Source organism: Botrimarina sp., from assembly GCF_040219535.1.
Lineage (GTDB): Bacteria > Planctomycetota > Planctomycetia > Pirellulales > Lacipirellulaceae > Botrimarina.
In genome coordinates this window covers 178,992-203,488 of sequence record NZ_JAVJSH010000020.1, presented here as the reverse complement: position 1 = coordinate 203,488, position 24,497 = coordinate 178,992, and the positions used below count along the sequence as shown (strand labels likewise).

24 protein-coding genes and 1 tRNA gene are annotated in these 24,497 nt (G+C 64.9%); 21 read left to right on the top strand and 4 right to left on the bottom strand.

Annotated features, from left to right (window positions below; translation table 11 throughout):
* Positions 1–395 precede the first annotated feature (395 nt).
* The 8 genes from RIC11_RS11095 to RIC11_RS11060 all read left to right on the top strand — a co-directional run bounded on the left by RIC11_RS11095 (position 396) and on the right by RIC11_RS11060 (position 12,153).
* Positions 396–1,034 (top strand): PEP-CTERM sorting domain-containing protein, encoded by a 639-nt coding sequence (locus RIC11_RS11095; protein ID WP_350211203.1) that lies wholly within the window; start codon positions 396–398, stop codon positions 1,032–1,034.
* Positions 1,035–1,263: 229 nt separating this feature from the next.
* Complete coding sequence (locus tag RIC11_RS11090; RefSeq protein ID WP_350211201.1) at positions 1,264–3,489, top strand: dockerin type I domain-containing protein; 2,226 nt, start codon at positions 1,264–1,266, stop codon at positions 3,487–3,489.
* 28 nt (positions 3,490–3,517) lie between these two features.
* The gene (locus tag RIC11_RS11085; RefSeq protein WP_350211199.1) at positions 3,518–4,486 is read left to right on the top strand and encodes a hypothetical protein; all 969 of its coding nucleotides are present in this window, start codon (positions 3,518–3,520) and stop codon (positions 4,484–4,486) included.
* Positions 4,487–4,536: 50 nt separating this feature from the next.
* A complete protein-coding gene (locus tag RIC11_RS11080; RefSeq protein ID WP_350211197.1) occupies positions 4,537–5,595 on the top strand; it encodes a DUF1559 family PulG-like putative transporter in 1,059 nt (352 codons plus the stop codon).
* Positions 5,596–5,636: 41 nt separating this feature from the next.
* Positions 5,637–6,152 carry a sigma-70 family RNA polymerase sigma factor gene (locus tag RIC11_RS11075; RefSeq protein WP_350211195.1) on the top strand — a complete coding sequence of 172 codons (516 nt, stop codon included), beginning with the start codon at positions 5,637–5,639 and terminating at the stop codon, positions 6,150–6,152.
* Complete coding sequence (locus tag RIC11_RS11070; protein WP_350211193.1) at positions 6,145–7,845, top strand: LamG-like jellyroll fold domain-containing protein; 1,701 nt, start codon at positions 6,145–6,147, stop codon at positions 7,843–7,845. Before RIC11_RS11075 ends, RIC11_RS11070 begins: the two co-directional genes overlap by 8 nt.
* Positions 7,846–7,877: 32 nt before the next feature.
* A complete protein-coding gene (locus tag RIC11_RS11065) occupies positions 7,878–10,127 on the top strand; it encodes a GH92 family glycosyl hydrolase (protein ID WP_350211191.1) in 2,250 nt (749 codons plus the stop codon).
* 541 nt (positions 10,128–10,668) lie between these two features.
* The gene (locus RIC11_RS11060; protein WP_350211189.1) at positions 10,669–12,153 is read left to right on the top strand and encodes a GxGYxYP domain-containing protein; all 1,485 of its coding nucleotides are present in this window, start codon (positions 10,669–10,671) and stop codon (positions 12,151–12,153) included.
* Between the two features lie 258 nt (positions 12,154–12,411).
* Here the strand turns inward: RIC11_RS11060 and RIC11_RS11055 are convergent, their stop codons facing one another.
* Positions 12,412–12,723, bottom strand: coding sequence for a hypothetical protein (locus RIC11_RS11055; RefSeq protein WP_350211187.1), 312 nt, complete (start codon positions 12,721–12,723; stop codon positions 12,412–12,414).
* 83 nt (positions 12,724–12,806) lie between these two features.
* Positions 12,807–13,046, bottom strand: coding sequence for a transposase (locus RIC11_RS11050; protein WP_350211185.1), 240 nt, complete (start codon positions 13,044–13,046; stop codon positions 12,807–12,809).
* Positions 13,047–13,370: 324 nt separating this feature from the next.
* Here RIC11_RS11050 and RIC11_RS11045 point away from each other — a divergent pair, with 324 nt between their 5' ends.
* From RIC11_RS11045 to RIC11_RS10985, 13 genes are all read left to right on the top strand, one after another.
* Positions 13,371–15,446 (top strand): hypothetical protein, encoded by a 2,076-nt coding sequence (locus RIC11_RS11045; RefSeq protein ID WP_350211183.1) that lies wholly within the window; start codon positions 13,371–13,373, stop codon positions 15,444–15,446.
* Between the two features lie 558 nt (positions 15,447–16,004).
* The gene (locus RIC11_RS11040) at positions 16,005–16,931 is read left to right on the top strand and encodes a hypothetical protein (protein WP_350211181.1); all 927 of its coding nucleotides are present in this window, start codon (positions 16,005–16,007) and stop codon (positions 16,929–16,931) included.
* Between the two features lie 206 nt (positions 16,932–17,137).
* Positions 17,138–17,344, top strand: coding sequence for a helix-turn-helix domain-containing protein (locus RIC11_RS11035; protein WP_350211179.1), 207 nt, complete (start codon positions 17,138–17,140; stop codon positions 17,342–17,344).
* A gap of 27 nt (positions 17,345–17,371) precedes the next feature.
* Positions 17,372–17,950 (top strand): hypothetical protein, encoded by a 579-nt coding sequence (locus RIC11_RS11030; RefSeq protein ID WP_350211177.1) that lies wholly within the window; start codon positions 17,372–17,374, stop codon positions 17,948–17,950.
* Positions 17,947–18,069: a hypothetical protein gene (locus tag RIC11_RS11025; RefSeq protein ID WP_350211175.1), complete on the top strand. Its 123-nt coding sequence runs from the start codon at positions 17,947–17,949 to the stop codon at positions 18,067–18,069. Before RIC11_RS11030 ends, RIC11_RS11025 begins: the two co-directional genes overlap by 4 nt.
* A 156-nt stretch (positions 18,070–18,225) precedes the next feature.
* Complete coding sequence (locus RIC11_RS11020; protein WP_350211173.1) at positions 18,226–18,921, top strand: hypothetical protein; 696 nt, start codon at positions 18,226–18,228, stop codon at positions 18,919–18,921.
* Entirely contained in the window at positions 18,918–20,312 is a 1,395-nt protein-coding gene (locus RIC11_RS11015; RefSeq protein ID WP_350211171.1) for an AAA family ATPase, read from the top strand. The genes RIC11_RS11020 and RIC11_RS11015 overlap by 4 nt, the downstream gene beginning before the upstream one ends.
* Positions 20,312–20,707 carry a hypothetical protein gene (locus tag RIC11_RS11010; protein WP_350211170.1) on the top strand — a complete coding sequence of 132 codons (396 nt, stop codon included), beginning with the start codon at positions 20,312–20,314 and terminating at the stop codon, positions 20,705–20,707. The genes RIC11_RS11015 and RIC11_RS11010 overlap by 1 nt, the downstream gene beginning before the upstream one ends.
* Before the next feature lie 20 nt (positions 20,708–20,727).
* On the top strand, positions 20,728–21,060 hold the full coding sequence (locus RIC11_RS11005; protein ID WP_350211168.1) for an HNH endonuclease: 333 nt from the start codon (positions 20,728–20,730) through the stop codon (positions 21,058–21,060).
* Positions 21,061–21,161: 101 nt separating this feature from the next.
* The gene (locus RIC11_RS11000; RefSeq protein WP_350211166.1) at positions 21,162–21,587 is read left to right on the top strand and encodes a hypothetical protein; all 426 of its coding nucleotides are present in this window, start codon (positions 21,162–21,164) and stop codon (positions 21,585–21,587) included.
* Positions 21,587–22,051, top strand: a complete 465-nt coding sequence (locus RIC11_RS10995; protein WP_350211165.1) for an ATP-dependent Clp protease proteolytic subunit — start codon at positions 21,587–21,589, stop codon at positions 22,049–22,051. Before RIC11_RS11000 ends, RIC11_RS10995 begins: the two co-directional genes overlap by 1 nt.
* Positions 22,052–22,188: 137 nt before the next feature.
* Positions 22,189–22,389, top strand: a complete 201-nt coding sequence (locus RIC11_RS10990) for a helix-turn-helix domain-containing protein (protein ID WP_350211164.1) — start codon at positions 22,189–22,191, stop codon at positions 22,387–22,389.
* A 4-nt stretch (positions 22,390–22,393) separates the two neighbouring features.
* Positions 22,394–23,701: a tyrosine-type recombinase/integrase gene (locus RIC11_RS10985; protein ID WP_350212038.1), complete on the top strand. Its 1,308-nt coding sequence runs from the start codon at positions 22,394–22,396 to the stop codon at positions 23,699–23,701.
* Here RIC11_RS10985 and RIC11_RS10980 read toward each other — a convergent pair.
* Both RIC11_RS10980 and RIC11_RS10975 read right to left on the bottom strand, forming a co-directional pair.
* A tRNA-Glu gene (locus RIC11_RS10980) sits at positions 23,664–23,736 on the bottom strand. The genes RIC11_RS10985 and RIC11_RS10980 overlap by 38 nt on opposite strands.
* A 115-nt stretch (positions 23,737–23,851) precedes the next feature.
* A complete protein-coding gene (locus RIC11_RS10975; protein WP_350211162.1) occupies positions 23,852–24,484 on the bottom strand; it encodes a hypothetical protein in 633 nt (210 codons plus the stop codon).
* Positions 24,485–24,497: the final 13 nt, after the last annotated feature.

The following is a 24,497-nucleotide window of genomic DNA, read 5'->3' as shown; positions in this document are numbered from 1 at the left end:
CAGAACGATGAAGTCTGCCACGAAATGGAGCCCTCTCTTCGCACGCCGCAGAATCCGAGGCGGCCTGCAGTCGCTGTTGAAAGACCGGGTTGGCCACCAGATGTTCGCCCGTGAGACCCCACTTCGGCGCCGGCCTGGCAAGCCGCCTCGGACCAGGCTGGCCCAGCTTATTCCCGCTTCGGGTAAGATTTTCGAGTTACCTTGAGGTGGCAACGCGAATTGAAGTTGAGGCAGATGCAGCGGTGCGGGCGTCCGGCGACCTGTGTCTGCCGGGCTGAACTTTTCATCTACCCGCTCGCTGCGGCACTTTTCAGCTTCTCGGACCCTGACGTCCGACTCGTTGCTCAGTCTCGTCCGACCGGCTCCGGTCATAGCATTTCACCTGGAGAAGCCTGATGATGAAGTCTTACTGCTTCGCAGTGGCCGTGGCATTGGCAGCAGCGGTGTCGCTGCCGCTAGGTGCGTCGGCCTCGCTCGTCCAAAACCCGGATTTCGAGCTCGACAACGGCGGGGACCCGCTCTTCCCGGACTCCTGGTTTCGCGGCGGATCGATCGGCTACGAGCTCGCCGACGACTCGGACGGCGTCGGCTCGCGCAGCGCCGAGATCACCGGTACCGGCTCCGACTATCGCTCCTCGGCGTTCTTCGTGACGCCCGGCGAGCCACTGGTATGGTCGCTTGACTACAAGTTCCTCGACGGCTCCTCGGGGCAGTTCAGCGCCGACCTCCGATTCTTCGCGGGCTTCGACCCAGTCGGCGGCGGCACCGCGGGCGCGTTTAGAGGTGAGCAGCGGATCGTGGTGACCGCCGACGCGACGGGGGTGTGGCAGACCCTCGGGCCAAACTCGCTCGAAGTCCCCGCCGGAGCACTAACGGCGGACGTGCGGATCAGCAATGGGTTCTTCGACGACGGGCTCGTGGGGCAGGGATTTCGGATCGACAACGTCGACGTCCGGATCCCCGAGCCCGCCTCGCTTGGCCTAGCCGGTGTGGCAGTGGCGGCGGCGAGCCTGCGCCGCCGCGGCAGACGATAAGCCCGCCCTCACGCACGGCGTCCGCCCCTGCCCATCTCGGCAGAGGGCGGGCGCATGGGGCGGAGCGCCTGGAACCGAAGAAGCAACTATGGCGGAGAGACCATCCTATCGCAGCGGGGTGTTGGCCGCCCTGGCTCTCGCGGGAACGCTCGCGGGAGCTCGGGCGGCAAACCCGCCGACGATCTACGCCTACGACTTGGACGGCAGCAGCTCGACTAGCCGGACGCTGATGGCGAGCTTAGCGGGAATCGTCGCGCGGACCTCGCCCGAGATCCACATGGCTTACCGCACCTCGGCGCCGAACAGCGACCCGGAGTTTTGGCTCGACCGGCACGTCGAGAACAACCCGGGGACCGGCGTCGTGTGGCAGAGCAACCCGCTCTGGTTCATTGACCGCTACAAATCCCAGCTCAACGGTTACGTGCTCTACGACTCCGCGACGATCAACCAAGCCACTAGCGTGGCCGGCGCAACCGGCGCCCTGATGGTCCACGAGTCCCAGCTATCGAGCCCAATCGGTCCGGCGCTGACTCAGGCCGGTCTTAGTCAGACGGCCGACGTTCGGGGGCGGAGCGCAGACTGGGTCTACGACAACTACTCCTTCAACCGAGACCTGATCTATCGGCAGCAACCGAACAAAGCGTATCAGTTGCGGAGCCACGCGGTGCTGAACGGGGGCTTCGTGTTCGATGAAACCGGCGCCACGCGCGACCGATTCCTCGCCGGCCAGAACGACCACTCGCTGGTGCTCGGCTGGGGTTACGAGAACAGCGAGGGGGAGTTCTTCAGCTCCGCCTCGCAGAACAACCTGATGACGGTACCGGCGGACTTCCTGCAATCGGCCGCTTCCGCGTCACGGTGGGAGGTCGATTTGCCGCCTCGCCCAGCGAAAGCGAGCCGCGATCTCGTCACCAATCCGAATGCCCACTACGTGGCTTTCGTCATGAGCGACGGCGACAACGCGCAGTGGCTAACCAACGACTTCGCGACAAGTGATCGCTGGTTCGGCTCGCCTCATCGGGGCGACTTCCCGATGACTTTTGACTTGACGCCCGCGCTCTTGGACATCAACCCGACGGCGCTGAAGCACTTCTACGATCAGGCGGCGGGCGACGCGTCGGAGGTGTCGTTCGTCACCGCCGGCGGTTTGGGCATCAATTACCCCAGCCAGCTCACCGACGTGCAGGGGTTCGTCGACGCCACGGTCGCCGGTATGCAGCGGGTCGACCACAACGTCATCTCGGTGCTCGACACCGCGTACGACACCCGCGTTCTGAACGCGCTTGCCGATCGCCCCGAGATCGATGGCGTCATGTTCAAGACCAACAGCGGCGGGTATGCCGACAACGGCGGCGCTCTCTACTTCCGAGGCGACACGCCCGTGATGTCGGTTCGGTATACTCTGTGGGACGGCTTCAGCACCCCTAACGACCTGGTCGCGACGCTCAACAGCGCGCCGCGCGACCCACTGACCCGCGGCGAGTCGTACTCGATCGTCAACGTCCACCCGTGGTCGACCGGCACGGCGGGGGGCGGGCTCGGCGATCCGATGAGCAACGTCGACTACATCGCGAGCAATCTCGGCCCCGGCGTCGAGGTCGTGACTCTCGACGAGTTGTTTGTTCATCTTAGTAACAACCGACTGACAATCCGCGGCCAAGGGGTTGGCGCCAACCTAGTCCCGAACCCCGACTTCGAAATCGCCGACGATCAGGTCGCTGGGCGGCCCGAGTCGTGGCTTTACGCGGCGGGACCGGGCGAGACCGCCTGGGTCTCCCCGGCCGACTCCGACGGCCAGGGCTCCTACGCCGCCGCGATCGACTCGCCGAACGCCGACTGGCGGTCGCCCGAGTTCGACATTCTTCCGGGCGAAGAATACTTGCTTTCGCTCGACTTCCAGTTCCAGGGCGTCGCGGCGGGGGAAGGATTCCGAGCCGACGCGCGGTTTTTCAGTGGCCCGCAGGGCGACGGGGGCGTGTTCCTCGGCGAGGCGGCGCCGTTCGTCGACGCGTCGGGCTACGCGGAGAACGAGTGGCACACCATCACCGCAACCGCGGTGGCGCCTGCCGGCGCAGCAATTGGAGACGTTCGCCTGAGCACTTACTTCGGGCCCTTTTCGGGCGGGCGGGTGCTGATCGACAACGTCAGCCTCCGCCCACTGGTGGGAATCGCCGGCGACTACAACGGGGACGGCGTCATCGACGCGGCCGACTACACCGTGTGGCGGGACTCCGAAGGCCAACGGGTAACGCCCGGCGCCAACGCCGACGGCAACCGCGACGGCGTCATCAACCAGGCCGACCTCGACGTTTGGAGGAACGCCTACGGGCTTTTCGAAGCGTCGTCGCCAGCGGTCCCCGAACCGGCCGCCGCGGCCTTGTTCGGTTTAGCCTCGCTCGCCGCATCGTTGCGCGGAGGCCGTGCGTCCCGTGGCGAGTACACACTATATCAATAGCGGTCCTCCTCGCACCGAGAGAAACTCAATGAACCACCGTAGCGCTCTATTCTTGGCCAGTCTCTTCGCGGTCCCTTCGCTCACCGCCGCCCAGCCCAATATTGTCGCCAATGGGGACTTCGAGGTTCTCGCGCTCGACGAGTTCGAGCTGCCGATCGTGGACGACTACGGGAACAACGCCCCGGTGAGTTGGTTCCGTCGCAACAGCACACCGGCCGAGTCCCCCACGCAACCGGTTGAGTTGATCCAGACCGATGACTCCGACGGTGTCGGGACGAATTCTTTCGCCCTCAACTACTACGAGGTGTCGGTCGGCCCTGTATCGTTCCCCGCAACCGCCGACATGCGGTCGATCGCCTTCGAGGCGATCGCCGGCGAGACACTGACTTGGTCCTTCGACTACAAGTTCATCGGCGCCGACCAGTCCGGCGGCGATGAGTTTCGTGCGGACCTGCGGTTCTTCGAAGACGTGAACGCCGATAACCCACAGAGCACCGGGTCGATGTTCATCTTCGAGGACCAGTACTACAGCGGATCGGACGGCGTCGACCCCGACAGCACATGGGTGTCGCTGCCGCCGCGTGAGTTCGTGGTTCCGTTCGACTCCCCCGATTCACCGGACGACGACGGACGCCCAGCGGCCGGAACAACAGTGTTCGGCGACGTCCGGATCAGCGTGAACGCGTTCACTGCCTTCAACGCGGGACAGGTGCTCTTCGACAACATCCGCGTGACCCGGCCCATCTCCGCCGACTTCAACGCCGACGGTGTCGTCGATGCCGCGGACTACACCATCTGGCGAGACACCAACGGGTCGATGTCCGACCTCCGCGCCGACGCGACGAACGATGGCGTCGTCGACCAAAGCGATTACGGCCGCTGGGCCGCCGAGTATGGCTTCGCTGTGTCGCCGCTCTCGCAGGCGGTCCCCGAACCTGCGTGCGCAGCCCTGATCGGGTTGCTCGCGTTCGTCGTGGGCGCCCCGCGCCGCAGCTGAGGGGACCCCTTCGACGGTGACCCGTTTTACTCATTATCGAGTTTTTTAGGATGAAGATTCGAACCACACGCCCGAGCGCGTTCACACTGGTCGAACTGCTGGTCGTGATTGCGATAATTGGCATTCTCGTGGCGATGCTTCTGCCGGCCGTCCAGTCGGCAAGGGAAGCGGCGCGGCGCACGCAGTGCGTGAATCAGCTGAAGCAGATGGGGTTGGCGTGCCTCAACCTGTACGACACCTACGAGGTCTTCCCGTCGGGCGGGACTCGGCGTTATCCGACGCTTGAGAATTACAGCGAGAACGGCAGCGCGAACGGCCCGAAGCGTCAGGGGCTTGGCTGGGCGTTCCAGATTCTTCCCTTCCTCGAAGAGAACGCCGTGCACGGCCTCGCGACCCAGGCGGACCTCGACCAAGTGTCGGTCGGCATGTACTTCTGCCCGTCAAGACGAGGCCCGACTCGCAACCTCGCCGGCGGCGCGACCAACTTCAGGATGGACTACTGCGCTGTCACGCCCGGCCCCCCACCCCTGGCGCTCGACCAGAGCGGCTACTACACCGGTCTCGCCCGCTACGTTTATTACGGCTACACCACCAATCAAGACGAGCCGCGACGGGCAACGGGACCTTTCGACGGCGTCATCGTCCGAACACCTTACGACATCATGCACGTGGGCGGCCTGGACCCCAACCCGTCGGATAACGTGGCCGTAAGAGACTGGTCACTCACCCGGGTCGCGCAGATCACCGATGGGACGAGCAAGACGATTCTGCTCGCGGAGAAGCGACTCGAACCTCAGCACTACGAGTCGAGCGAGTACATCTGGTACGACGACCGAGGCTGGACCGACGGTTGGGACCCGGACACGATTCGTTCAACCATGTACCCGGTAGGCCCCGACTCGTCAGAAGAAGAAGCGCAAGCCGACTACCCGGACGAAGACCCCGGCCTCGGCCAACGGATCGCCTTCTGCCTCGGTTCGGCTCACCCCGGCGGCGTGAACACCGCGTTCGCCGACGGGTCGGTGCGCGCCGTCGGCTTCGACACGGATCGGCAGCTGCTCAACTTGCTGGCACACAAGTCCGACGGCGAGGTCGTCGACGTTCCCTGAGCTCGTAGCTGGACTGGTCTGGCAAGGAAGTCCCCAACGACATGGACGACCGAGAATCGGATTTCGTAACGCATCTAACCGATGCCCAGCCCGCCCTGTTTTCCTACATTTGTATGCTGTTGGGCGGGGTCCAGGAGGCCAACAACGTTCTGCAGGAGACGAACCTCGTGCTGTGGAAGAAGGCCGGCGAGTTCCAACCGGGGTCCAACTTCAAGGCTTGGGCACGAGAGGTCGCCTATTACAAAGCACTCAGCCACATGCGTGATTCTAAGCGGTCAAGGGTGTTTATCGACCAGGATCGAATCGAGGCGGCAATCGCATCGTCCTCCGTCTTAGAGGACACCGACGAGCGACGGGTCGCGTTGCGGCATTGTTTGACCGAGCTAACCGACGAGCAGATGAACCTGCTCGGCATGCGGTATCGCGCGGAGACGCCGGTCGTCCAAATCGCCTCACTCCTCGGTAAGAGTGAGGGGGCCGTGAAGATGACCCTGCGGCGCATCCGCCTCGGGCTGATGGAGTGTATCCAACGACGCATCCGAGCGGGCCATGCCTAGCAACAGTCAAGAAGGTCGATGGCGTCGCGTTTCGCGCGAGGCGATCCGGCTGATCAGCCAACTGACCGACGGCTCACTCTCGGAGTCCGACGCAGCGCGCCTCCGACAAATCCTTGCCCACGACGACGATACGCTCGCCTACTACGTCCGATGGTTCGATCTGCACGCCGCCCTGCACGATGACCTCGTCCGTAGTGGGTTCGACCCATTCACGCTCGCAAGGCGATCGCGTCGCCGCGATCAAGAGAACGCCGTATCGAAATGGCTCACCCGGCACGCCACTAGATGGGCGCCCGTGGCTCTGGCGGTCGCGGCAACGGGCCTAGTCGCGATAGCCTGGCGCGCGGAACCGACCGGCGTCGTCCCCGTCGCGCAGTCACCTCCCATCACCGCGGCCGACGGCTTCCAGCGGCTCGACAACCCGAGCATCCAACGTTTTCGCGAGAAGGACTCGGAGACCATCGCTGTTGTCACCAAAACACTCGACGCGCGGTGGGGCGATAGAGCGGATTGTCACATCGGATCCGCACTCGGCCGCGGCCGCCTGCGGCTGACGCGCGGGGTCGCTCAAATCGAGTTCTTGAGTGGGGCGAACGTTGTCCTCGAGGCTCCCGCCGAAATCGAGCTGCAAAGCGCGATGGCCATGCGTTGTGTGGCCGGCAAGATACGAGCGAACGTCCCCAACCCGGCGATCGGTTTCGTCGTCGAGACGCCGTCGAAGCGTGTCGTCGACCTCGGCACGGAGTTCGCGGTACGTGTCGGAGCGGGCGGCGACGAGGTCCACGTGCTTGACGGGGAGGTGCGGCTCGAGCCCTCGACGTCGGCGGCTCGCTCCCCGGCCGCCGACGAGCCTCAAATCCTTCGGATTGGGCAGGCGATCCGCACGGATCGTGGCGGAAGCACCAGCTTGGTCAACGCGAGCCCGATAGACTTCCTCGGCCGTCAGCGGCTCGCCGAGCTCGCCAGTCGAGAATCGACGAGCCGCGTTGCGCAGTGGCAGGACTACAGGAGCCGCCTAAAAGCCGACGAAAGCGTCGTGCTGAATTACGGCTTCAACGCCGATCACGAGTGGCAACGAATGTTGCTCCACGATGGCCCGCACGCAGCCGATTCGCTCGAGGGCGCGATCGTTGGTTGCCAATGGTCCGAAGGGCGGTGGCCGTGGAAGCGAGCTCTCGAGTTCAAGCGCTTGAACGACCGCGTACGTCTCAGCATTCCCGGCGAGTACGAATCCGTAACCTTCTCTTGCTGGTTGCGGATCGATGGCTTCGATCGCTGGCTCAGCTCGATCTTGCTCACCGACGGGCACGAGTTGGGTGAGCCGCACTGGCAGTTCACCGAGACCGGGCAACTCTTGCTCGGCGTGAAGGCGGGAGACGTGTCGTCGGACTACCTGTCTCCGAGCGTGCTTCGACTGCTCGACGTCGGCCGTTGGCTGCACGTCGCTTGTGTCTACGACGGTGGAGAGAAGCGCGTCACGCACTATCTCGATGGCAAACCCGTCGCGAGACTGCCGATCGAGGAGGAAACAAAGATACGGTTCGGCGCTGCCGAGATCGGAAACTGGGTCGGCGAGGGATTCGTCGACCACACGGTCCGCAGCCTCAATGGAAGGATCGACGAGCTCCTGCTGTTCAGCCGCCCCTTGTCCGGCAAGGAAATCGGTGAGCTGTACGTTCAAGGGCGCCCCTGAGCAATCGGTCTGATCGATTGGAGACTTGTCCCGTGTGCTTCCCCTACCGCGTAAAGCTCGCCCGTCTGTCGTGCGTGGCGTTCCTGCTGCTCGGCCCGGCGAGCTTAGCTGGCAACAACGCGGATTGGGTCAACCCGCTGGTCGGTACGGATTCGACGTTCGAGTTCTCCCAAGGCAACACCTACCCGGCGGTAGCTGCACCCCACGGGATGACGTTTTGGACGCCACGCACGGGCGATCACACAGGCTGGATCTACCAGTACGGTGCGACTCGCCTGCGAGGCTTCCAGGCCACTCATCAGCCGAGCCCTTGGATGGGCGACTACGGTCAGTTCTCCCTGATGCCCTTCCTCGAAGGCGCTCCGTTACCCATTTCCTCCGCATACAGCCACGAAGAAGAGTCCGCGCATCCCTACGAGTACCGCGTGCGGCTAGCCGACTTTGATATCGGAGTCGCCATGACTTCGACCACCCGCTGCGGTGTGTTTCGCATCGACTACCCCGACGCCCAACCGTGCCGGATCCTTCTGGACGTTTGCGAGGCAGGCGAGGTTGAGGTCGACGCATCGACGCGGACCGTCCGCGGAACGGCGCGGACGAATCAAGGTGGCGTGGAGGGCGATTTCGGCTGCCGCTTCGTCGCGGATTTCGACTGCCCGATCGAGCTCGTCGACGACTCTCACAAGGGCAACGCGCGACGGACCTGTGTCCTCCGACTCCGGCCGTCCGACGGCCGGTCTGTCACCCTGAAGATCGGCACGTCATTCATCAGCCACGACCAGGCGGCGACTAATCTCCGGCGTGAGGTCGGCGCAAGCAACTACGATCAGGTACGAAGCAGATCGAGGGACGCTTGGAACAACCGACTCGCGTGCATCCAGATCGAAGGCGCGACGCCGCACCAGTGCGTCACCTTCTACTCGTGCCTGTACCGCTTCTTCCTCTTCCCGCGCATTCTCCACGAAGTCGACGACAACGGCGCCACCGTGCACTACAGCCCGTACAGCGGCCGCGTCGAACCGGGAGAAATGTACGCCGACAACGGCTTCTGGGACACGTTCCGGGCCGTCTACCCTTTGCTGAGCCTCATCGATCCCGACCTGAACGCGTCGATCATCCGTGGCTGGATCAACGCTTATCGCGAGGGTGGCTGGTTTCCGAAGTGGGCCAGCCCCGGCTACCGAGACTGCATGATCGGCACCCACGTCGAGTCACTTATCGCCGACGCACTTAGCAAAGGCATCGACGACTTCGACGTCGACACGGCGCTGGCGGGCTGCCTACGCGACGCCACGGTGGTTGGCGACAAACTCGGGGTAGGCCGGAGAGGCTTGGCGCCGTACCTCGAACTCGGCTATGTGCCCTGCGACGAGGTCGGCGAAGCGACCGCGAGAACACTCGAATTCGCCTACGACGATTGGTGCGTGGCTCAAGTCGCGTTGGCGACCGGCCGCGACCAAGCGGCGGCCGCCCTGCTGCGACGCGCGCAGAACTATCGGAACGTGTTTGATTCGAGAGTCGGCTTCATGCGCGGCCGGCTGCGCGACGGCAGCTGGCGAGAGCCGTTCGCAGCCGACGAGTGGGGAGGCCCGTTCACGGAAGGGAGTGCTTGGCATTACAGCTGGTCGGTTCTCCATGACGTGCCGGGCCTGATCGGACTCATGGGTGGTGACCACGCGTTCATCGACAAGCTAGACGCAATGCTCGACGCCGATCCCACTTTCGGGATTGGTCACTACGGAAGAGAAATCCACGAGATGACCGAGATGGTCGCCGGCGGTATGGGCCAATACGCCCACGGCAACCAACCCGTGCATCATGTCCTCTACCTCTACAGCTTCGCCGGTGCGCCGTGGAAGGGAGCGGACCCGATCCGACGGGTCGTCGATGAACTCTACGGCCCCGGGCCGGACGGCTACTGCGGCGACGAGGACAACGGGCAGATGTCGGCCTGGTATCTGTTCAGCACACTGGGCTTCTACCCAGTCTGTCCGGGCGAGCCAGGCTATGTGATCGGATCGCCACGCTTTGAACGCGCCACGATTCGGCTGCCTGAGAAAAAGACGTTAGTTCTAGAGACTCCCAACGTGTCGGACGCCAATCGCTACGTTACCGGCGTCGAGCTAAACGGGCTCCCGTTAAGCCGTTCCTGGATCGAGCACGATGAACTCGCCGCAGGAGGACGGCTCCGTTTCGCCGTGGCCGACCAGCCGGACAAGGCCTATGGGCAACGGCCGGACGCCCGCCCCTTTGAGCGTAGCGAGGACAACGCGCGTCGGTAGCCGCACCGGATCCGGACCGACTCGGCGACAGGCGTTGTGGCTCCTGAGGAGAAGCGGCACGTCGTCACCTTCGACTCGCTCGGATAGCAATGTCAACGAAACCGCGCCCTGAGGACCAAGCGACAAAGCGCTTATCGCTCGCGACTCATTAGCGGATCGCAGCGGCCACGGCGTGTCCGCGGCGTCTTGTGTGGTCGCCCAGCCGTCGCAACGGACCAGCTTGCGTCACAAGACCTTGAATTGCTCTGCTCGCTCCGAGGCGCTCGCGGTCGCCCCTCGATCTAGCTGCTGCTTTAACAAATCACAGAGGGCTTATTCCAGCCAATCGCGAGCGCACGCCTAGCAGACTCGGCATCGAATGCGCACTTGGCTCGATTCCCGATCAGCAGACTTTGTTGCTTCAGTCACCATGGCTAGACACAGGCAGCCCAGGTACTTCACGAACGCCGCAAACGCAACCACAGCCCTGGGGTTTGCGTGCTCGGCTGCTATGTGCGCCGGGTTACTGGGCGCTGTATCGCGTGCGGCAAATCCTCCTACGGTGTACGTCTTCGACATGGATGGCGCAGACGATGCGCGCCGCACGCTGGTGGCGAGCTTAGCGGGGGTGGTGGCGAGGACCTCGCCCGAGGTCCACATGGCTCACCGGAGGTCGGAGCCCAGCGGGGATCCCGAGTTTTGGCTTGACCGCCATGTCGAGAACAACCCGGCCACGGCTGTCGTCTGGCGGAACGATCCGTCCTGGTTCGTCGAACGCTACGCGCCGAAGCTGAAAGGTTACGTCGTCTACAACGATGAGACGATCAACCACGCGACGAGCGTCGCCGGCGCCGCAGACGCTGTCATGGTACACGAATCTCAGCTGGCCGGCCCGCTGCGGAGGGCCCTCTCACTCGCCGGGCTGGACGAGCTTGCGGACGTCCGTGGCCGGTCGTACGACTGGGTCTACGATAATTTCACGTTCAATCGCGATGTCATATTCCGCCAGCAATCGAGTAAGAAATACGAGGTACGCAGTTACGCTGTCTTGACAAACGGCTTCGTTTTCGACGCAGCGGGCGCGGCGCGCGACCGATTCCTCGCCGGCCAGAACGACCACTCGGTGGTCCTCGGCTGGGGACACAACAACAGCGAGGCCGAGTTCTTCCAGTCCGCCGCCGAGAATAACCTGACGACCGTACCAGCAGACTTCCTACGCTCCGCGGCGGCCCCTTCGCGGTGGGAGGTGGAGCTACCGCCTCGCCCGGCGAAGGCCGACCCCACTACGCCAACCTCGCGCAACAGCCACTACGTGGCTTTCGTTATGAGCGATGGCGACAACGCTCAGTGGCTGACAGGTTCCTTTGCGAGAGATGGCCGGTGGTTTGGCTCGCCGCATCGGGGGACCTTCCCCATGACCTTCGATCTCACGCCCGAGATCTCCGCAATCAACGCAACGGCGTTGAAATACTTCTACGACGAAGCGGCCGGCGACCGGTCACCAACTACGTTTGTTACCGCCGGCGGACGCGGGATCAACTATCCGAGTCAGCAAACCGATCCTATCGGTTACGCCATGGCTACCGCAGCGGCGATGGCGCGGATTGATCACAACGTGGTCTCGGTGCTCGACGTGGTCTATGACACCCAGGTGCTCAATGCCTTGGCGTCGCAGCCAGAGATCGACGGCGTCATGTTTAAAACACACGCCGACGCGTACGCCGGCAACAACGGCGCGACCTACTGGCATCGGGGGACGCCGATCGCCTCGGTCCGCTACACGCTTTGGGACGGCTTCGAAACACCGAACAGCTTGGTCGATAAATTAAACAAGGCGCCCCGCGATCCGCTCAACGATGTCGCGTCGTACTCGATCGTCAACGTCCACCCGTGGTCGGTAGGCAAGGCCGGCGGGGCCCAAGGCGACCCAATGAGCAACCTTGCGTACATCGTCGCAAACCTCAGTCCCGGCGTCGAAGTCGTGACTCTTGACGAACTGTTTGTCCACCTCAGAAACAACCGCGAGGGGCTCGGCGGAGCTGACTAACCCGCAAGAAGAACGTTTCTTGCTCCGTGGGCACTCTTAGCCCGACGGTGAAGGAGACCTATGGTATTCAGCGGCGCCCTGACGCATTTGCGATCGGCGTCCGGCTGAGTCGTTCGTGGCTGACAACGGCTCATCGAGCATCGCGAGGCAGGCGAGGGCGCCGTTGGCGTGGTAGATATGCAAGCAAGCCTCGTGCCCCACGAGAGGGCAACGAAAGTTGTGCTGCCAAAGCACACTGCGTGCGCTTCTCGAACGCCGTCAGTAACGACGCAGGCTCCAGCCAAGCCGGATTGCGACCAGACGGCAGACAGCCATGTTTCGCCAAGCCGACACGTCGATCGCCACATCGGGCTGATCACATGGCGCCGAAGGCCCGGAGTCGCCCGAGATAAGCATGACGGCCGAAGGCCGCGTTGTCGCCAACGACTCGAACAAAGCCCAGAGGAGGTTCACCTCGGCTTGGCTGTGCGATGCGTTGTCGATAGCGAGCGGCGTCTCGGTCGCGTCGGCGAACGCCACGATCTCGCTTCCTTTGATCAGCGTGGTCTTGCCGACGTGCTCGTCCCTCAATCAATCGGGATGAATGCCCAATCGGCTAGGCCCTCTCGCTGGTCACTCTTGTGCTCGCGGTCGTTCGCACGCGGCACGCGCTCCTACGCCCGATCGGGCTCACCGGTGCTAGCCCACTCGACAAAGCGACGGTGTACCGTCAGGCGTGAAGAGAACCGAGGCGGAAAGGTCCTGCAGCGCGAGCCGCAGCGGATCATCCAAGGTACGCCCTCGAGGCAGACCCGCCGATCGACCGTCGGGCAGCCGCCCTCGAGCCCCGGCTGGGTCTCGGAGACAAGCAGCCAATGCTCGTCGCCGAGCCGGGTTCGCAGGTCGTCAGTCACGGGGTCAGTCCCAGGCCGCTCCTCCACGTGGGGACGATTGGTCCATCAACAAGGCCCTCTTTCAGGCGTCTCACGACGTTCGCTGAGCAAGGGTTAAGCACGCCACGGATCGAGACTTCGCACTAGAAAGGTAAAGGAATGATCCAAACGCTTACTGCTCTCCGCCGAGGCATAATGAGGACTCAAGGAGGCATATCCTGCGCGCTGTGCTTGATGTGCGTCGCGGCTGCCCGGTCCGCCGACCCAATCCCCGACCTGATTACACCGCGTCAACTTGAGCACACAGGTTTCCAGCAGTCTGGGTCAATCGGGCCGAAGTTTGATTTGCAGACCGACTTCGTGATGGCGTACGGGATCGGTCCGTCGATGGAGGATCGCTTGTCGCAATGGAAGCAGGCCGGGTACGTCCTGCACCTGATGACCGGCGTGTCGTGGGGCGCCTACCAGGATTACCTAGAGGGCGCGTTCGATGGACGCAACCATTGGGACGAAGCGCAAGTCGCGGCAGACGGGAGTCAGATTCTGCACGGAGCGACAAAGCCTTACATGGTTCCATCGGTGGCGTTCAGCCAGTATTTGGAAGGCGGTGTGAAGCGAGCAATAGACCATGGAGTGGTGGGCGTGCACCTGGAAGAGCCGGAATTCTGGGCGCGAGCGGGTTTCAGTGAGGCGTTTAAACGCGAGTGGCAGATCTACTACAACGAGCCGTGGCAGCGACCCGACAGCAGCGTCGACGCCCAGTACCGCGCTAGCAAACTCAAGTATTACCTGTACAGGCGAACGCTCGATCGGCTCTGCTCATCCATGAAGGAGTACGCGCTCGTCCGGCACAACCGGCCCGTGCGTTTCTACGTGCCGACGCACAGCTTGCTGAACTACACGCAATGGAGAATCGTGAGCCCCGAGTCGGCGTTGATCGACCTGCCGGGCGTCGACGGCTACATCGCGCAGGTGTGGACCGGCACGGCACGAACGCCAAACACCTACGCTGGTCGGACGGCGGAAAGAACGCTGGAAACGGCATACCTAGAGTACGGAATCATGCAAGAACTCACCCGTGGGACCGGCCGCCGGATGTGGTTCCTCCATGATCCGATCGAGGATAACCCAAGACACGATTGGGGTGATTACCGAGCAAACTACATCCGCACCCTCGTCGCGTCGCTGTTGCATCACGACGTTTGGCGTTACGAAGTTTCTCCGTGGCCCAAACGCGTCTTCCAAGAACGCTACCCGGCGAATAGCCCAGACGCGACCAGGATTGGTGGTGATTACGCGACCACTCTTGCCGTTGTCTTCAACCAGTTGCGGGACATGCGGCAGCCCAGTGTTGACTATGGCGGAGGCACGCAGCCGATTGGTGTTTTCCTAGCCGACTCAGCCATGTTTCAACGCGCCGATCCCGCCTTCAGCGAAGGCCTCGCCGATAGCCCCGACGACGACTCAAGGCAGACTCGAGACGAGATCCACAGCTTGTCGAGTTTTTATGGGCTGACCTTGCCACTCATCAAACACGGCGTCCCGGTTCGGCCTGTTCAATTGGACAACGTCCTCCGCGTCCCGGGCTACCTCGACGACTACCGCGTGCTGGTGCTCAGCTACGAGTTCATGAAGCCGCTGCAGCCTGGCGTTCATCTCGCTCTGGCTCGATGGGTCGAGGCCGGCGGCACGCTGATCTATGTCGGAGCCGACACCGATCCATTCCACGCCGTGCGCGAGTGGTGGAATCAGTCGGGTCGATCCTACAGCAGCCCCAGCCAGCACCTGTTTGAATGCCTAGGCATGCCGTTGGCGCCCGATGCCGGGGAATTTGAATGCCGTAAGGGGCGCGCAATCGTCAGGCGGAAGCACCCCTCTTACTACTCGCGGTCGGAAACGAACGCGGAAGAGTTCCGGCGTGTCGTGCGCGGCGCCGTCGAGTCAGGTGGGGGTGACTGGGAAGAACGCAACTACCTGCGATTACGGCGGGGGCCGTACGTGATTGCCGCAGTGCTGGACGAAGCGGTGAGCAACGATCCATTGGTTATGCGAGGCGCCTTCCTCGATTTACTCGATCCGCACTTGTCCGTCTGTAGAGAAGTAACTGTCCGTCCTGGCGAGCAAGCATGGCTGCTCGACCTGCAGGCCGTCTCGTCAAAGGACCCTTTGCTGTTGGCAGCCGCGGGACGTGTGGAAGCATGGAACTGTGATGGCCGGAGGCTGACTTATCAGATCTCGACGCCCGAAGGGATTCGCGCCAGTACACGCATTCGGCTGTCATCCGCTCCGGCCAGGATTACGGTGGACGGGTCACCGTGTCAGGATGTGCAATGGGACGAAGCGTCGCGAACCGTTCTGCTGCGACACGACGGGCGACCCGCAGGAGTCGAAGTCAGTGTAGAGCTTCAACCCAGTTCTTAGTCGTGGGGCTTCGGTGCGAGACACCGGCCTGGCAGACGCGTCGCCCCGGCAACCGATGTTCCCTATTGCGGCTGTCCCCAGCGGGGGAAACACCAGGCGCCGCCGCCGAGAACCGACGCGCCGCCGCCGTTTATGACGGGTAGAAGATGGGCTGACCTGCCCCCGGAAGCCGCCAGCATCGCCCCCCAAAGTGTGCCACCCGGAACGAAAAACCCCGAGAAACGCTGTGTTTCCCGGGGTTCTGAGAGCGCAAAGGTACCCCGTAGGGGAGTCGAACCACCGCCGGAATCGTCGGGAGAAACCGCGATTTCCGGCGAGGGTGACGCAGGGGGTGGAGACACCGACCCGGCCCTCGCTGTGATTCGCGACGCTTGGCCGTACCTGACCGACGCCGACCGGCGGGCCATTCTGCGTGTCATTCGAGAGGCCGCGGCGACCGGTTAAGCTACCGGAGCGACCACGCGAGGGGGCTAGGCTTAGCGGCCGAATCGGCGGGTATCCCAACCGCCCCGCCCCCTCGCTTTCTGAGCGTTGGGAGCCGCGAGGGAGGCGGCAGTGATGGGTTACACGACGCGGCTACAGACTGACGGCACGCACCCCCTTTGCCGGTTCCTTCACCGGTTGCGGATTGAACAGGCATTCCTAGAGATGGCCCTCGAGCGGGACCGCCAAGCGTTGCGGGTTCTATCTGGGCCGGGCCTACCCTGGGCAGAACAGCGGGCCGTGCGGCGTCAAAACGAGCGGGACCTGCACCGCTGGCCGCTGCCGTGGAAGCGTTGGGACGAGGAGCGGTTCCGCTGCCTCAATCCAACCGAGGAAGGCGTCTACACCGACCCTGGCGGCCGCACCGCCTACCTTCTGAAGCGTTTCCGCGGGCCGAACGGCGGCGAGCCCCCGCTGCTGCGTTGCTACCGGGAAGCCCAGCAGTGGTGCGAGGATGCGGGCCGTGGCCCGTTCGCTGCACAACGCATAGACGCCGCCTACGAAGCCCACACCGCGGCCGTGGAGGCCGTGCGGCAGGCTGACGATTTCAACGGCACGGGCGAGGAGCCGTACCTGCAAGCGGCACGAGAAGCGGCAGGGAAGTTGTTCACGATGCTGCCGCTGCCAAAACCGGAGCCGCAGCCCGCGACGCCGAAGCCGGAACCAAAGGGGAAGCGGCGGGGGCCGACCCTGACCGCCGATGAGGAGCGGCTACGGTTCCGCATCGCGTGGGCATGGGCTCGGTACAACGAAGCGTGGCCAGAGTGGAAGGCTAAGCAAGGGCTCAAGGGTAACCCTCGCAAGGATGTAGCGTTCTACGATTGGTGTGGCGACAACGGGATTCAAATCCCAAAGGTTACGCCGACGGACTTGTTGGAACCGGGACACGAATGGCACACGACAATTGAGAACGCCATTCATGCTGTAAAGACTCACCTAAAGCGACACCACCTGACGCTCGAGCAATACCGCGACGACCTTAATAGACGGGGCGTGCTCTAGCAGTTCGCACTGTTAGCTCTCACAGTTGCCAAGCGGCGGAAAAAAACCGCAAGCGGCCCACTACCGAACGCCACGAGCCGAAGCCGGCCCGTGGCGTTTTTTGTTGCTCTCACAGTTTCCGTGAGCGTTTGAGCCCTGCGTCGGTATCGCGTGAACTATGCGGCACGCGAGACGCACTCGCACCGTTTCACCCGGAGGGCATAGCCATGCTCGCACGTGTTAAGCCCGCCCAGAGTCAGAGCGACAGCGAAGTGCTGACGCTGCATGAGGCGGCCCGTCTGCTCCGCGTTTCCGAACGCACCGCCTGGAAGCTGGCCAAAGCGGGCCGGCTGCCCGGTTCACAACTGGGCAACCAATGGCGGTTCCTGCGTTCGGAGTTGCTCGAGGCTGTTGCTTCGCCTGACGCGGAGTGAATCACACCCCAACCGAAAAGACACACTGTGAAGCTACCGACCCCCCAACACAACGACGACCTGGCCGCCGACGTGGCCGACCACAACGAAACCCGCGACGCCCTCGAGGCGGCCGAGGCGGACCTCGAGCGGCAAGTTACCGGGCTCGTGAATCGGCCCGGCGACCTGGACCCGAAAAAGCTGGCCGCGACCCGCGACAAGCTGCTGGCACAGCGGTTCAACCATGCCCGCGAGCGGCTCGAGTTATGCCGGCAGGGGGCCGCCCTGCTCGACCGGCTGGCGGAGGACAACCGGCGTTCCGCTACCGAGGCGAAGGCCCACCGCGAGGAAACCCGCCGGGAGCTACTCGAGGCGGCAGCGGCCAATGGGCGTTCGGGCGACCTGCTGCCCGGGGCACTGCTCAACCGCCAACACGCCCGCGAGGAATTCGAGCGGCTGACGCTGCAAAGCGACCCGCGATGGCATGAGGCTGTGGGGCACGTGACGAACGCAGACCGCGAGGAGCGGCACCTGCGGAAGCTGGCCGAGCAAAACGACGACGACACCGCCGAGGCCGAGCGTCGGCTGCGGCTCATTCTTAAATCTCAACTGGTAATCGACCAATGACCACACGTGAAAAGAAGCCGACCAAGCCCACCGCGTTTCAGGCCCTAGTGATGAACCGAGTTCGGGCGACCGGGTTCTCGGGACCGCTCGGGATTCTGCCGGGCTATTTCAACCTCTAGGCGATGAGTAAGGCCCCGCTGCGGGCACAAGTCGACGCAATCCGGGCGAAGTACGAACGGCTCCGCGAGGAGCGGGGGCAATAACGAAACAACCCGGCGAGCCCCTCATTCGTTCAAGGCCGAGGGGCCGCCGGGTCATATCGAAAGGACACACAAATGATACACGATGGCGAAGGGTGGCGACACGATGCGGCCGCCCACCGTAAGGCGTTCGCGAAGGTAGACACCGCGGCCCGTGCTGCGGGCCTGACCGGCGACGGCGACCTCGAGGCGGGGCAACTACAAACGCTTCAAGGCGTGCTGCGGGCGAATGAGTTGTACCTCGAGGCGACCCTCGGCCCGTTGCCCACCTGGCTACAAGATGCGTGCCTGGACCGCTGCCGGCGAATCGTCGCGAACACGAGCCCGACCACGGCACCGGCAAACGAGACCGGCGAAACCGAATCGACGGTAGCCGCCAAGGCGACCGACGCGGCCGAGCGGCTGGGGCTCGATGGCGACGCCGCGACGCCGCACAAGTGGGCCGACCTGAGCGACGACGCCCAGCGGGTAGCGGCCCGGCTGTGCGATGAGTTCCTCGAGGCGGCCCGGTTGCCGCGTGACCTGGCCGACCACGCCCACCGCGTTGCGTGCTCACTGGCCGGCAGCAGCAGCGAGGAGCGTATCGGGGCTGCGGTGCGACGGCTGCGGATGCTGCCCGACCCGCTAAGCGGGACCGACGCCGACGCCGAAGCGGCCGAGCTTGCGTGGCGTGACCCCGAACCGCCGAAGCCCAAGGCGACCGGCCCGGCGTTTGATAGCGGCAAGCTGTCCGCCATGGCGGCCGCGTTGCGGGGAGGGGCCATCGAATGAGCGGAGCCCTCGAGATAGCCCTCGGCAAGCCGGACCGCACCGGGGCTCGCAAAGTGGTGGCCGTCAGAGGCGAGCGGGTTCACCTGGACCGTTTCGACCCGGCCGTGGCGTGGAAGCGTGGCAAGTTCGCTGAGGCGGCCGCTGAGGCGTTGGGGCTCGACCCCGAGGCCGTGGCCGACATAGCGGCGACGGTTGCAACGGAGGCCGTACGGGCGGACCTCGAGGCGGCTAGCGGCGACGCTAAGCCGGAACCGCCGAGCGGCTGGCGGCCCTCGGTTGTTTGTATGGCGGAAGTGACGCCGAAACCGATTCGCTGGTTGTGGCCGGGGCGTATCGCGGCGGGGCGTGTTTCGTTGCTGGTCGGGATGCCGGGCTGCGGCAAGTCGTTTCTGAGCTGCGACATTGCGGCCCGTATCACCACGGGGAGCCCCTGGCCCGATGGGGCCACGTGCGAGCGGGGCTCGGTTGTGCTGGTCGGGGCGGAGGACGACGCGGCCGACACCGTGAGGCCGCGGCTAGACGCCCACCACGCCGACCCGAGCCGCGTGCATTCGCTGCGGGGCGTTGTGCGGACCGATGGCGACGAGACGACCGAACTAGGGTTCACGCTGGCCGACGTGGGGCCGCTGCGGGAGACGCTCGAGCAAGTGGCCGACTGCCGGCTGGTTTGTATCGACCCCATCGGAAGCTTTCTCGGCGGCCGCTGCGACGCCCACCGCGATAACGAAGTGCGGGCCGTGCTGGCCCCCGTAGCGAAGATGGCCGAGGAGACCGGGGCGGCCGTGCTCATCATCGCCCACCGGCGGAAGTCGGCCGGGACGTTTGCCGACGACACGGCCCTCGGCTCGCGAGCGTTTACGGGGCTGGCCCGTAGCGTCTGGCACCTATCGCCGGACCCCGACACCAAGGGGCGGCGGCTGTTGCTGCCCGGCAAAAACAACCTCGGCCCGGACGCCGGCGGCTTGGCGTTCAGTATCGGCGGCGACCCGGCCCGGCTGCTGTGGGAGTCGGTCCCCGTGGAAATGTCAGCCGATGAGGCCATGGCTCGCGAATCGTCGGGCCGCGACGGCGACGGCTCGGCCCTCGATGAGGCCGTGCGATGGCTCCGCGAGGCGTTGGCGATGGGGCCGCGACCTGGCAAGGAGTTGAAGTCGGACGCCCGCCGGGATGGCGTGAGCGAGCGGACGCTCGACCGGGCCAAGGCGAAGTTGGGAGTCGAAAACGCCCCCGATGGGTTCGGCGGCCCCTGGCTGTGGCGGCTGCCCCCCTCGGCGGAATCCGCCAGAGTCTGCCAAGAGTTCCCAGAGTCTGCCAAGGGTAATTCCTTGGCGAACACTGGGGAGACTGTGGCGGACTCTGTGGGAGACCTCGCCGGATGGGAGGCCCCGTAATGAGCTACCCGCCAGCGACGCCGCACTCGATGGGCGTGCTCGCCGAGCTGCTGGCCAAGTGGGGCGTGGGGCTCCGCGTGGTCGATGGCGAGCTGCGGATACGCGACCCGGCCGGGCGACTGATCGACGCCGACCGGGCGGCCGTGCGGCACTATGCGGCGGACCTGGCCCGGATGCTCGAGGGGCGAGACGACGAACCGCCCTACCTGGACCCGACCCGTTGCCCGCGATGCGACGCCGACCTCGAGGCGGACGCCGTGGCCTACCGGACCGACGCGGCCGGGGGGCTGCTCGAGCGGTGCATGGCCTGCGGGGCGACGTGGCCCTGGGGACGGCCCGAAGGTACTACCCCGGCCCGCGAGCCGACCAACCAACGGAAGAACACAGACACCTAACTCGCTTTAGGTAGCAACCCATGGCGACCGCCCCCCTACGACGCTGCGGCCGATGCCGGCGGCTATCACGTGGCAAGTGCGAAGCATGCCACCGAACCCAGCGACGCAGCTACGACCGGACGCGGCCATCGGACCCGTTCTATTGCTCGCGTGCCTGGCGGAAGCTGCGGGCCGCGTTCCTGGCCGAACACCCGTTATGCCGCGACTGCCTATCGGCGGGACGCACCACGGCGGCCGCGGAAGTTCACCACCGCGAGAAGCGAGCCGACCGGCCCGACCTGGCTCTCACGTGGGGCAACCTCGAGGCGTTATGCAAGGGCTGTCATTCGCGACGCACCAACCGCGGGGAGTGAAGGGGGTAGGGGGGGCCGTCTGTTTCTAACGCGAACCGGCTGTTAGTCGGGGCGAGAGACTCGCTGATTTTTTCCACGGTTTTGCATAGGGGGTAGTGAAGATGGGCAAGCGAGGCCCGAAACCGAAGCCGCTGGCGGTCCTGAAGTTAGAGGGAGCCTATCGGGGCTACCTGCCGAAGCGTGGGCCGGTCACCGGCGGCGACGCGTTACGCAAACCGGATGACCTTCAGCCGGACGCGTCGGACATGTGGGACCACGTGACGCGGACCCGTGGGCCGTGGCTGTGCTCGAGCGACGCGGCCTCCCTGGCGGCCCTGTGCGAGTCGTGGGCGTTCCTGCGTGAGTGCAGCCGCCGACTAGAGGCCGACCCGACCGACCGCGACACACGCGTCGCCTGGGCCGCTTACGCGGGGTTCTTCACCAAGATGGCGGCCGCGTTCGGGCTGACCCCCGGCGACCGGGCCAGCCTCGGCGAGGATAAAGCCGAGCGGGACGCGGACGCCGAGCTAGAGGGGATGCTTAGCTGATGCTCGAAATACTCGGCGTTATCGGAACCGACGCGACCGCCCGCGACCTGCGGCGGCAGATTGAAGCCGCCCCCGAAAGCGAGCGGGGCGAAGTCTATATCGACTCGAGGGGCGGCAGCCTGGCGGAAGCCGACCGCATGCTCGAGCTGCTCCGCCCCCATCGGCCGACCGCCTTAATCGACACGGCCCATTCCGCTGCGGCTTATCTGGCGGTGCAACTGCCCCGCCGGATGGTGTACCCGTTCGGCGAGCTGCTGATTCATTCGGCGTGGCGGTGCGACGGCAGAACGGGCGACAGCGACGCCGAAGAAATCGCCAAGCGAAACCGGATGATGGCGGCAGCGTTCGTTGCCCATTCGCGGCTGACGCTCGCCGAAGTGGAGACGCTCATACGGGGCGAAAGCTACGTCAAAGCCGATGAGGCCGTGCGATGGGGGCTCGCCGATGGCGTTGTGCGGTTCTAGGCCCCACGTGGCCCGCTGTGGCGTCGGGGCGTTTCCGTGGCCAAAGTATCGGGCCGGGCCGTTGCGTCGCGTGAGGCGGCGGCTGTGGGGCTCGGTTTGACCGGCCGGCGTTCTATTGGTACAAACTCGGACAAGCAATGGCCGAACACCCGATTACCGACAAGCTACGCGAGGCCGTTCTCGACGACTCGCAGTCGTTCAACTCGCTGGCGGCGGAGACCGGCATAAGCCGGCCGACGCTGGTTCGGTTCGCCAAGGGCGACGGAACCCTGCGTCTCGACCACGCCGAGACGCTGTGCCGCTATTACCAACTCGAGCTAGTCAAACGGAAGGGCTGAGGCCATGGCGTCGGTTGTCACAGAGACCGCGAGCGGCCGGAAACGCTACCGAGTGGCGTTCCGCGATGAGAACGGCAAGCGGCGGGCCGTGCGGCTGCCCGGCGTCAGCAAGAAAGACGCCGCGGAAATAGCGAGCAAAGTTCAATCCATCGTATCGGCGAGGATTGCCGGGGCTCCGCTGAGCAACGCGACCGCCGAATGGCTCGCGAGCCTCGGCGACGACCTGCACGCGAAGCTTGCCGGCGTGGGGCTGTGCGGCCCCCGCAAGGCGGCGACGCTGGCCGCGTTCCTCGATTCTCTCATCGGCGAATGGGCCGCGAGGGAAGGCAATGCGAAACCGGCCGAGCGAACGGTAATCAACTGGAAGGCGGCCCGCGGGAAGCTTTGCGAGGGGCTCGCCGAGGATATGCCGCTGCGGGATATCACCGCCGAGCATGCGAAGCGATGGCGGGAGTGGCTGTCCGCAAAACATGCCCCCGCGACCGTGGCGGCCCACGTGAAGCGAGCGAAGCAGTTCTTCCGCGAGGCCGTAGAACGGGGCTACTTGGCCGAATCGCCATTCGAGGGGCTCATCGCGGGCGACGACAGCAACGCAGAGCGGAAGGCGTACGTTCCCGCGGCCGACGCCGATAAGTTGCTCAAGGCGGCACCGGACAGCGAGTGGAAGCTGCTCATTGCCCTGGCCCGCTATGGCGGCTTGCGGACGCCGAGCGAATCGCTACGGCTCAAGTGGTCCGATATCGACTGGGCCGGCGGCACGATGCGGGTGACCTCGCCGAAGACCGCCAAGCAAGGCAAGGCGTCGCGAACGGTTCCGCTATTCGAGGAGTTGCTGCCGTACCTGCGGGACGCACTCGAGGCGGCACCCGAGGGGGCCGTTTACTGCGTGACCCGCTACCGAAGCGGCGAGGCCAACCTGCGAACGCAACTGCTGCGGCTGATTGCCCGTGCGGGCCTGACGCCCTGGCCGCGGCTGTGGCATGCCATGCGGGCGAGCCGGGCGACCGACCTAGCCGACCGGTTCCCCTCGCACGTGGCGGCCGCGTGGCTGGGCCACACCGAAGAAATCGCACGCCGCAACTACCGGAGCGTGACCGCCGAACACCTCGCGATAGCGAGGGGCGAGCTACCCGGCCGAGACGCCGCTAAGGGTGACGCAGGGGGTGGAGCGCAAGGGGCCGGAAACCGGCAGAAATCGGCGTCACCCGCTGCACCACCCGGAACGAAAAACCCCGAGAAACGCTGTGTTTCCCGGGGTTCTGAGAGCGCAAAGGTACCCCGTAGGGGAGTCGAACCCCTGTCTCCGCCGTGAGAGGGCGGTGTCCTGGGCCACTAGACGAACGGGGCGGGTTGTTCACTAGCCGCGGATGGCCGGTCACGTAGTATCGGCGCTCCTCGGGGGCGGGGCAAGGACCCTCGTCGGGCTGCCGGTTGTAGGGCCCCCGCGAACGGGCGGCGGCGGTTATCGCCGCTTCCGCTGCAGGAGCATGCCGTCTTCGCCGTGGTGGGTCAGCAGCAGGGCGCCGTCGGCCGCGTACTCGGCGAACAGGTCGAAGATCGCTTCCTCCTCGCCCGGCCACGGGTACGCGAAGACGAGGTCGAAGTCGTCCGCCTCGAGGCCCAGCAGCTCGTAGCCGTCGTGCCCGTCGGTGCGAAGCCAGGTAACCGACCTCGCCAGGTTGTAGGCGTGGCTCTCGATGACCTGCTCGCCGCCGGTGGGGACGAAGCTGCCGGCGACGAACTCGACGTCGAAACCGTGGTCGTCGGCCAAGCCCCGAGCGATCTCGACGAGTTCGGGCTCGATCTCGATGCCGGCCGCGTCGAATCCCGCTAGGCTCGCCAGACACGTGACCACGCCGATGCCGCTGCCCCACTCGAGGAATCTCGGCCCCGTTGTCAGCCGGGCCTCCTCGATCCGTTGCAGCGAGTGGTGGACCTCCACAAAGTCGCTCGGCACGAAGGCGGGCACCGGCCGCTCGCGATGGTCGTTGCTGAACCGCTCGACCAGGTCGTCCGCGCAATCGAAAAGGTCGCGCACACGCGGCGGCAGGGGCCGAGCGTCCGAGTGCAGCTCTATTTCGACTAGCCGAGCCATCGAGGGTTCGCGC

Coding starts and splice junctions, on each gene's coding strand:
- RIC11_RS11095 (WP_350211203.1), top strand. CDS start 396: ATGATGAAGTCTTACTGCTTCGCAGTGGCCGTGGCATTGGCAGCAGCG.
- RIC11_RS11090 (WP_350211201.1), top strand. CDS start 1,264: ATGGCGAGCTTAGCGGGAATCGTCGCGCGGACCTCGCCCGAGATCCAC.
- RIC11_RS11085 (WP_350211199.1), top strand. CDS start 3,518: ATGAACCACCGTAGCGCTCTATTCTTGGCCAGTCTCTTCGCGGTCCCT.
- RIC11_RS11080 (WP_350211197.1), top strand. CDS start 4,537: ATGAAGATTCGAACCACACGCCCGAGCGCGTTCACACTGGTCGAACTG.
- RIC11_RS11075 (WP_350211195.1), top strand. CDS start 5,637: ATGGACGACCGAGAATCGGATTTCGTAACGCATCTAACCGATGCCCAG.
- RIC11_RS11070 (WP_350211193.1), top strand. CDS start 6,145: ATGCCTAGCAACAGTCAAGAAGGTCGATGGCGTCGCGTTTCGCGCGAG.
- RIC11_RS11040 (WP_350211181.1), top strand. CDS start 16,005: ATGGGTTACACGACGCGGCTACAGACTGACGGCACGCACCCCCTTTGC.
- RIC11_RS11035 (WP_350211179.1), top strand. CDS start 17,138: ATGCTCGCACGTGTTAAGCCCGCCCAGAGTCAGAGCGACAGCGAAGTG.
- RIC11_RS11025 (WP_350211175.1), top strand. CDS start 17,947: ATGACCACACGTGAAAAGAAGCCGACCAAGCCCACCGCGTTTCAGGCC.
- RIC11_RS11020 (WP_350211173.1), top strand. CDS start 18,226: ATGATACACGATGGCGAAGGGTGGCGACACGATGCGGCCGCCCACCGT.
- RIC11_RS11015 (WP_350211171.1), top strand. CDS start 18,918: ATGAGCGGAGCCCTCGAGATAGCCCTCGGCAAGCCGGACCGCACCGGG.
- RIC11_RS11010 (WP_350211170.1), top strand. CDS start 20,312: ATGAGCTACCCGCCAGCGACGCCGCACTCGATGGGCGTGCTCGCCGAG.
- RIC11_RS11005 (WP_350211168.1), top strand. CDS start 20,728: ATGGCGACCGCCCCCCTACGACGCTGCGGCCGATGCCGGCGGCTATCA.
- RIC11_RS11000 (WP_350211166.1), top strand. CDS start 21,162: ATGGGCAAGCGAGGCCCGAAACCGAAGCCGCTGGCGGTCCTGAAGTTA.
- RIC11_RS10995 (WP_350211165.1), top strand. CDS start 21,587: ATGCTCGAAATACTCGGCGTTATCGGAACCGACGCGACCGCCCGCGAC.
- RIC11_RS10990 (WP_350211164.1), top strand. CDS start 22,189: ATGGCCGAACACCCGATTACCGACAAGCTACGCGAGGCCGTTCTCGAC.
- RIC11_RS10985 (WP_350212038.1), top strand. CDS start 22,394: ATGGCGTCGGTTGTCACAGAGACCGCGAGCGGCCGGAAACGCTACCGA.
- RIC11_RS10975 (WP_350211162.1), bottom strand. CDS start 24,484: ATGGCTCGGCTAGTCGAAATAGAGCTGCACTCGGACGCTCGGCCCCTG.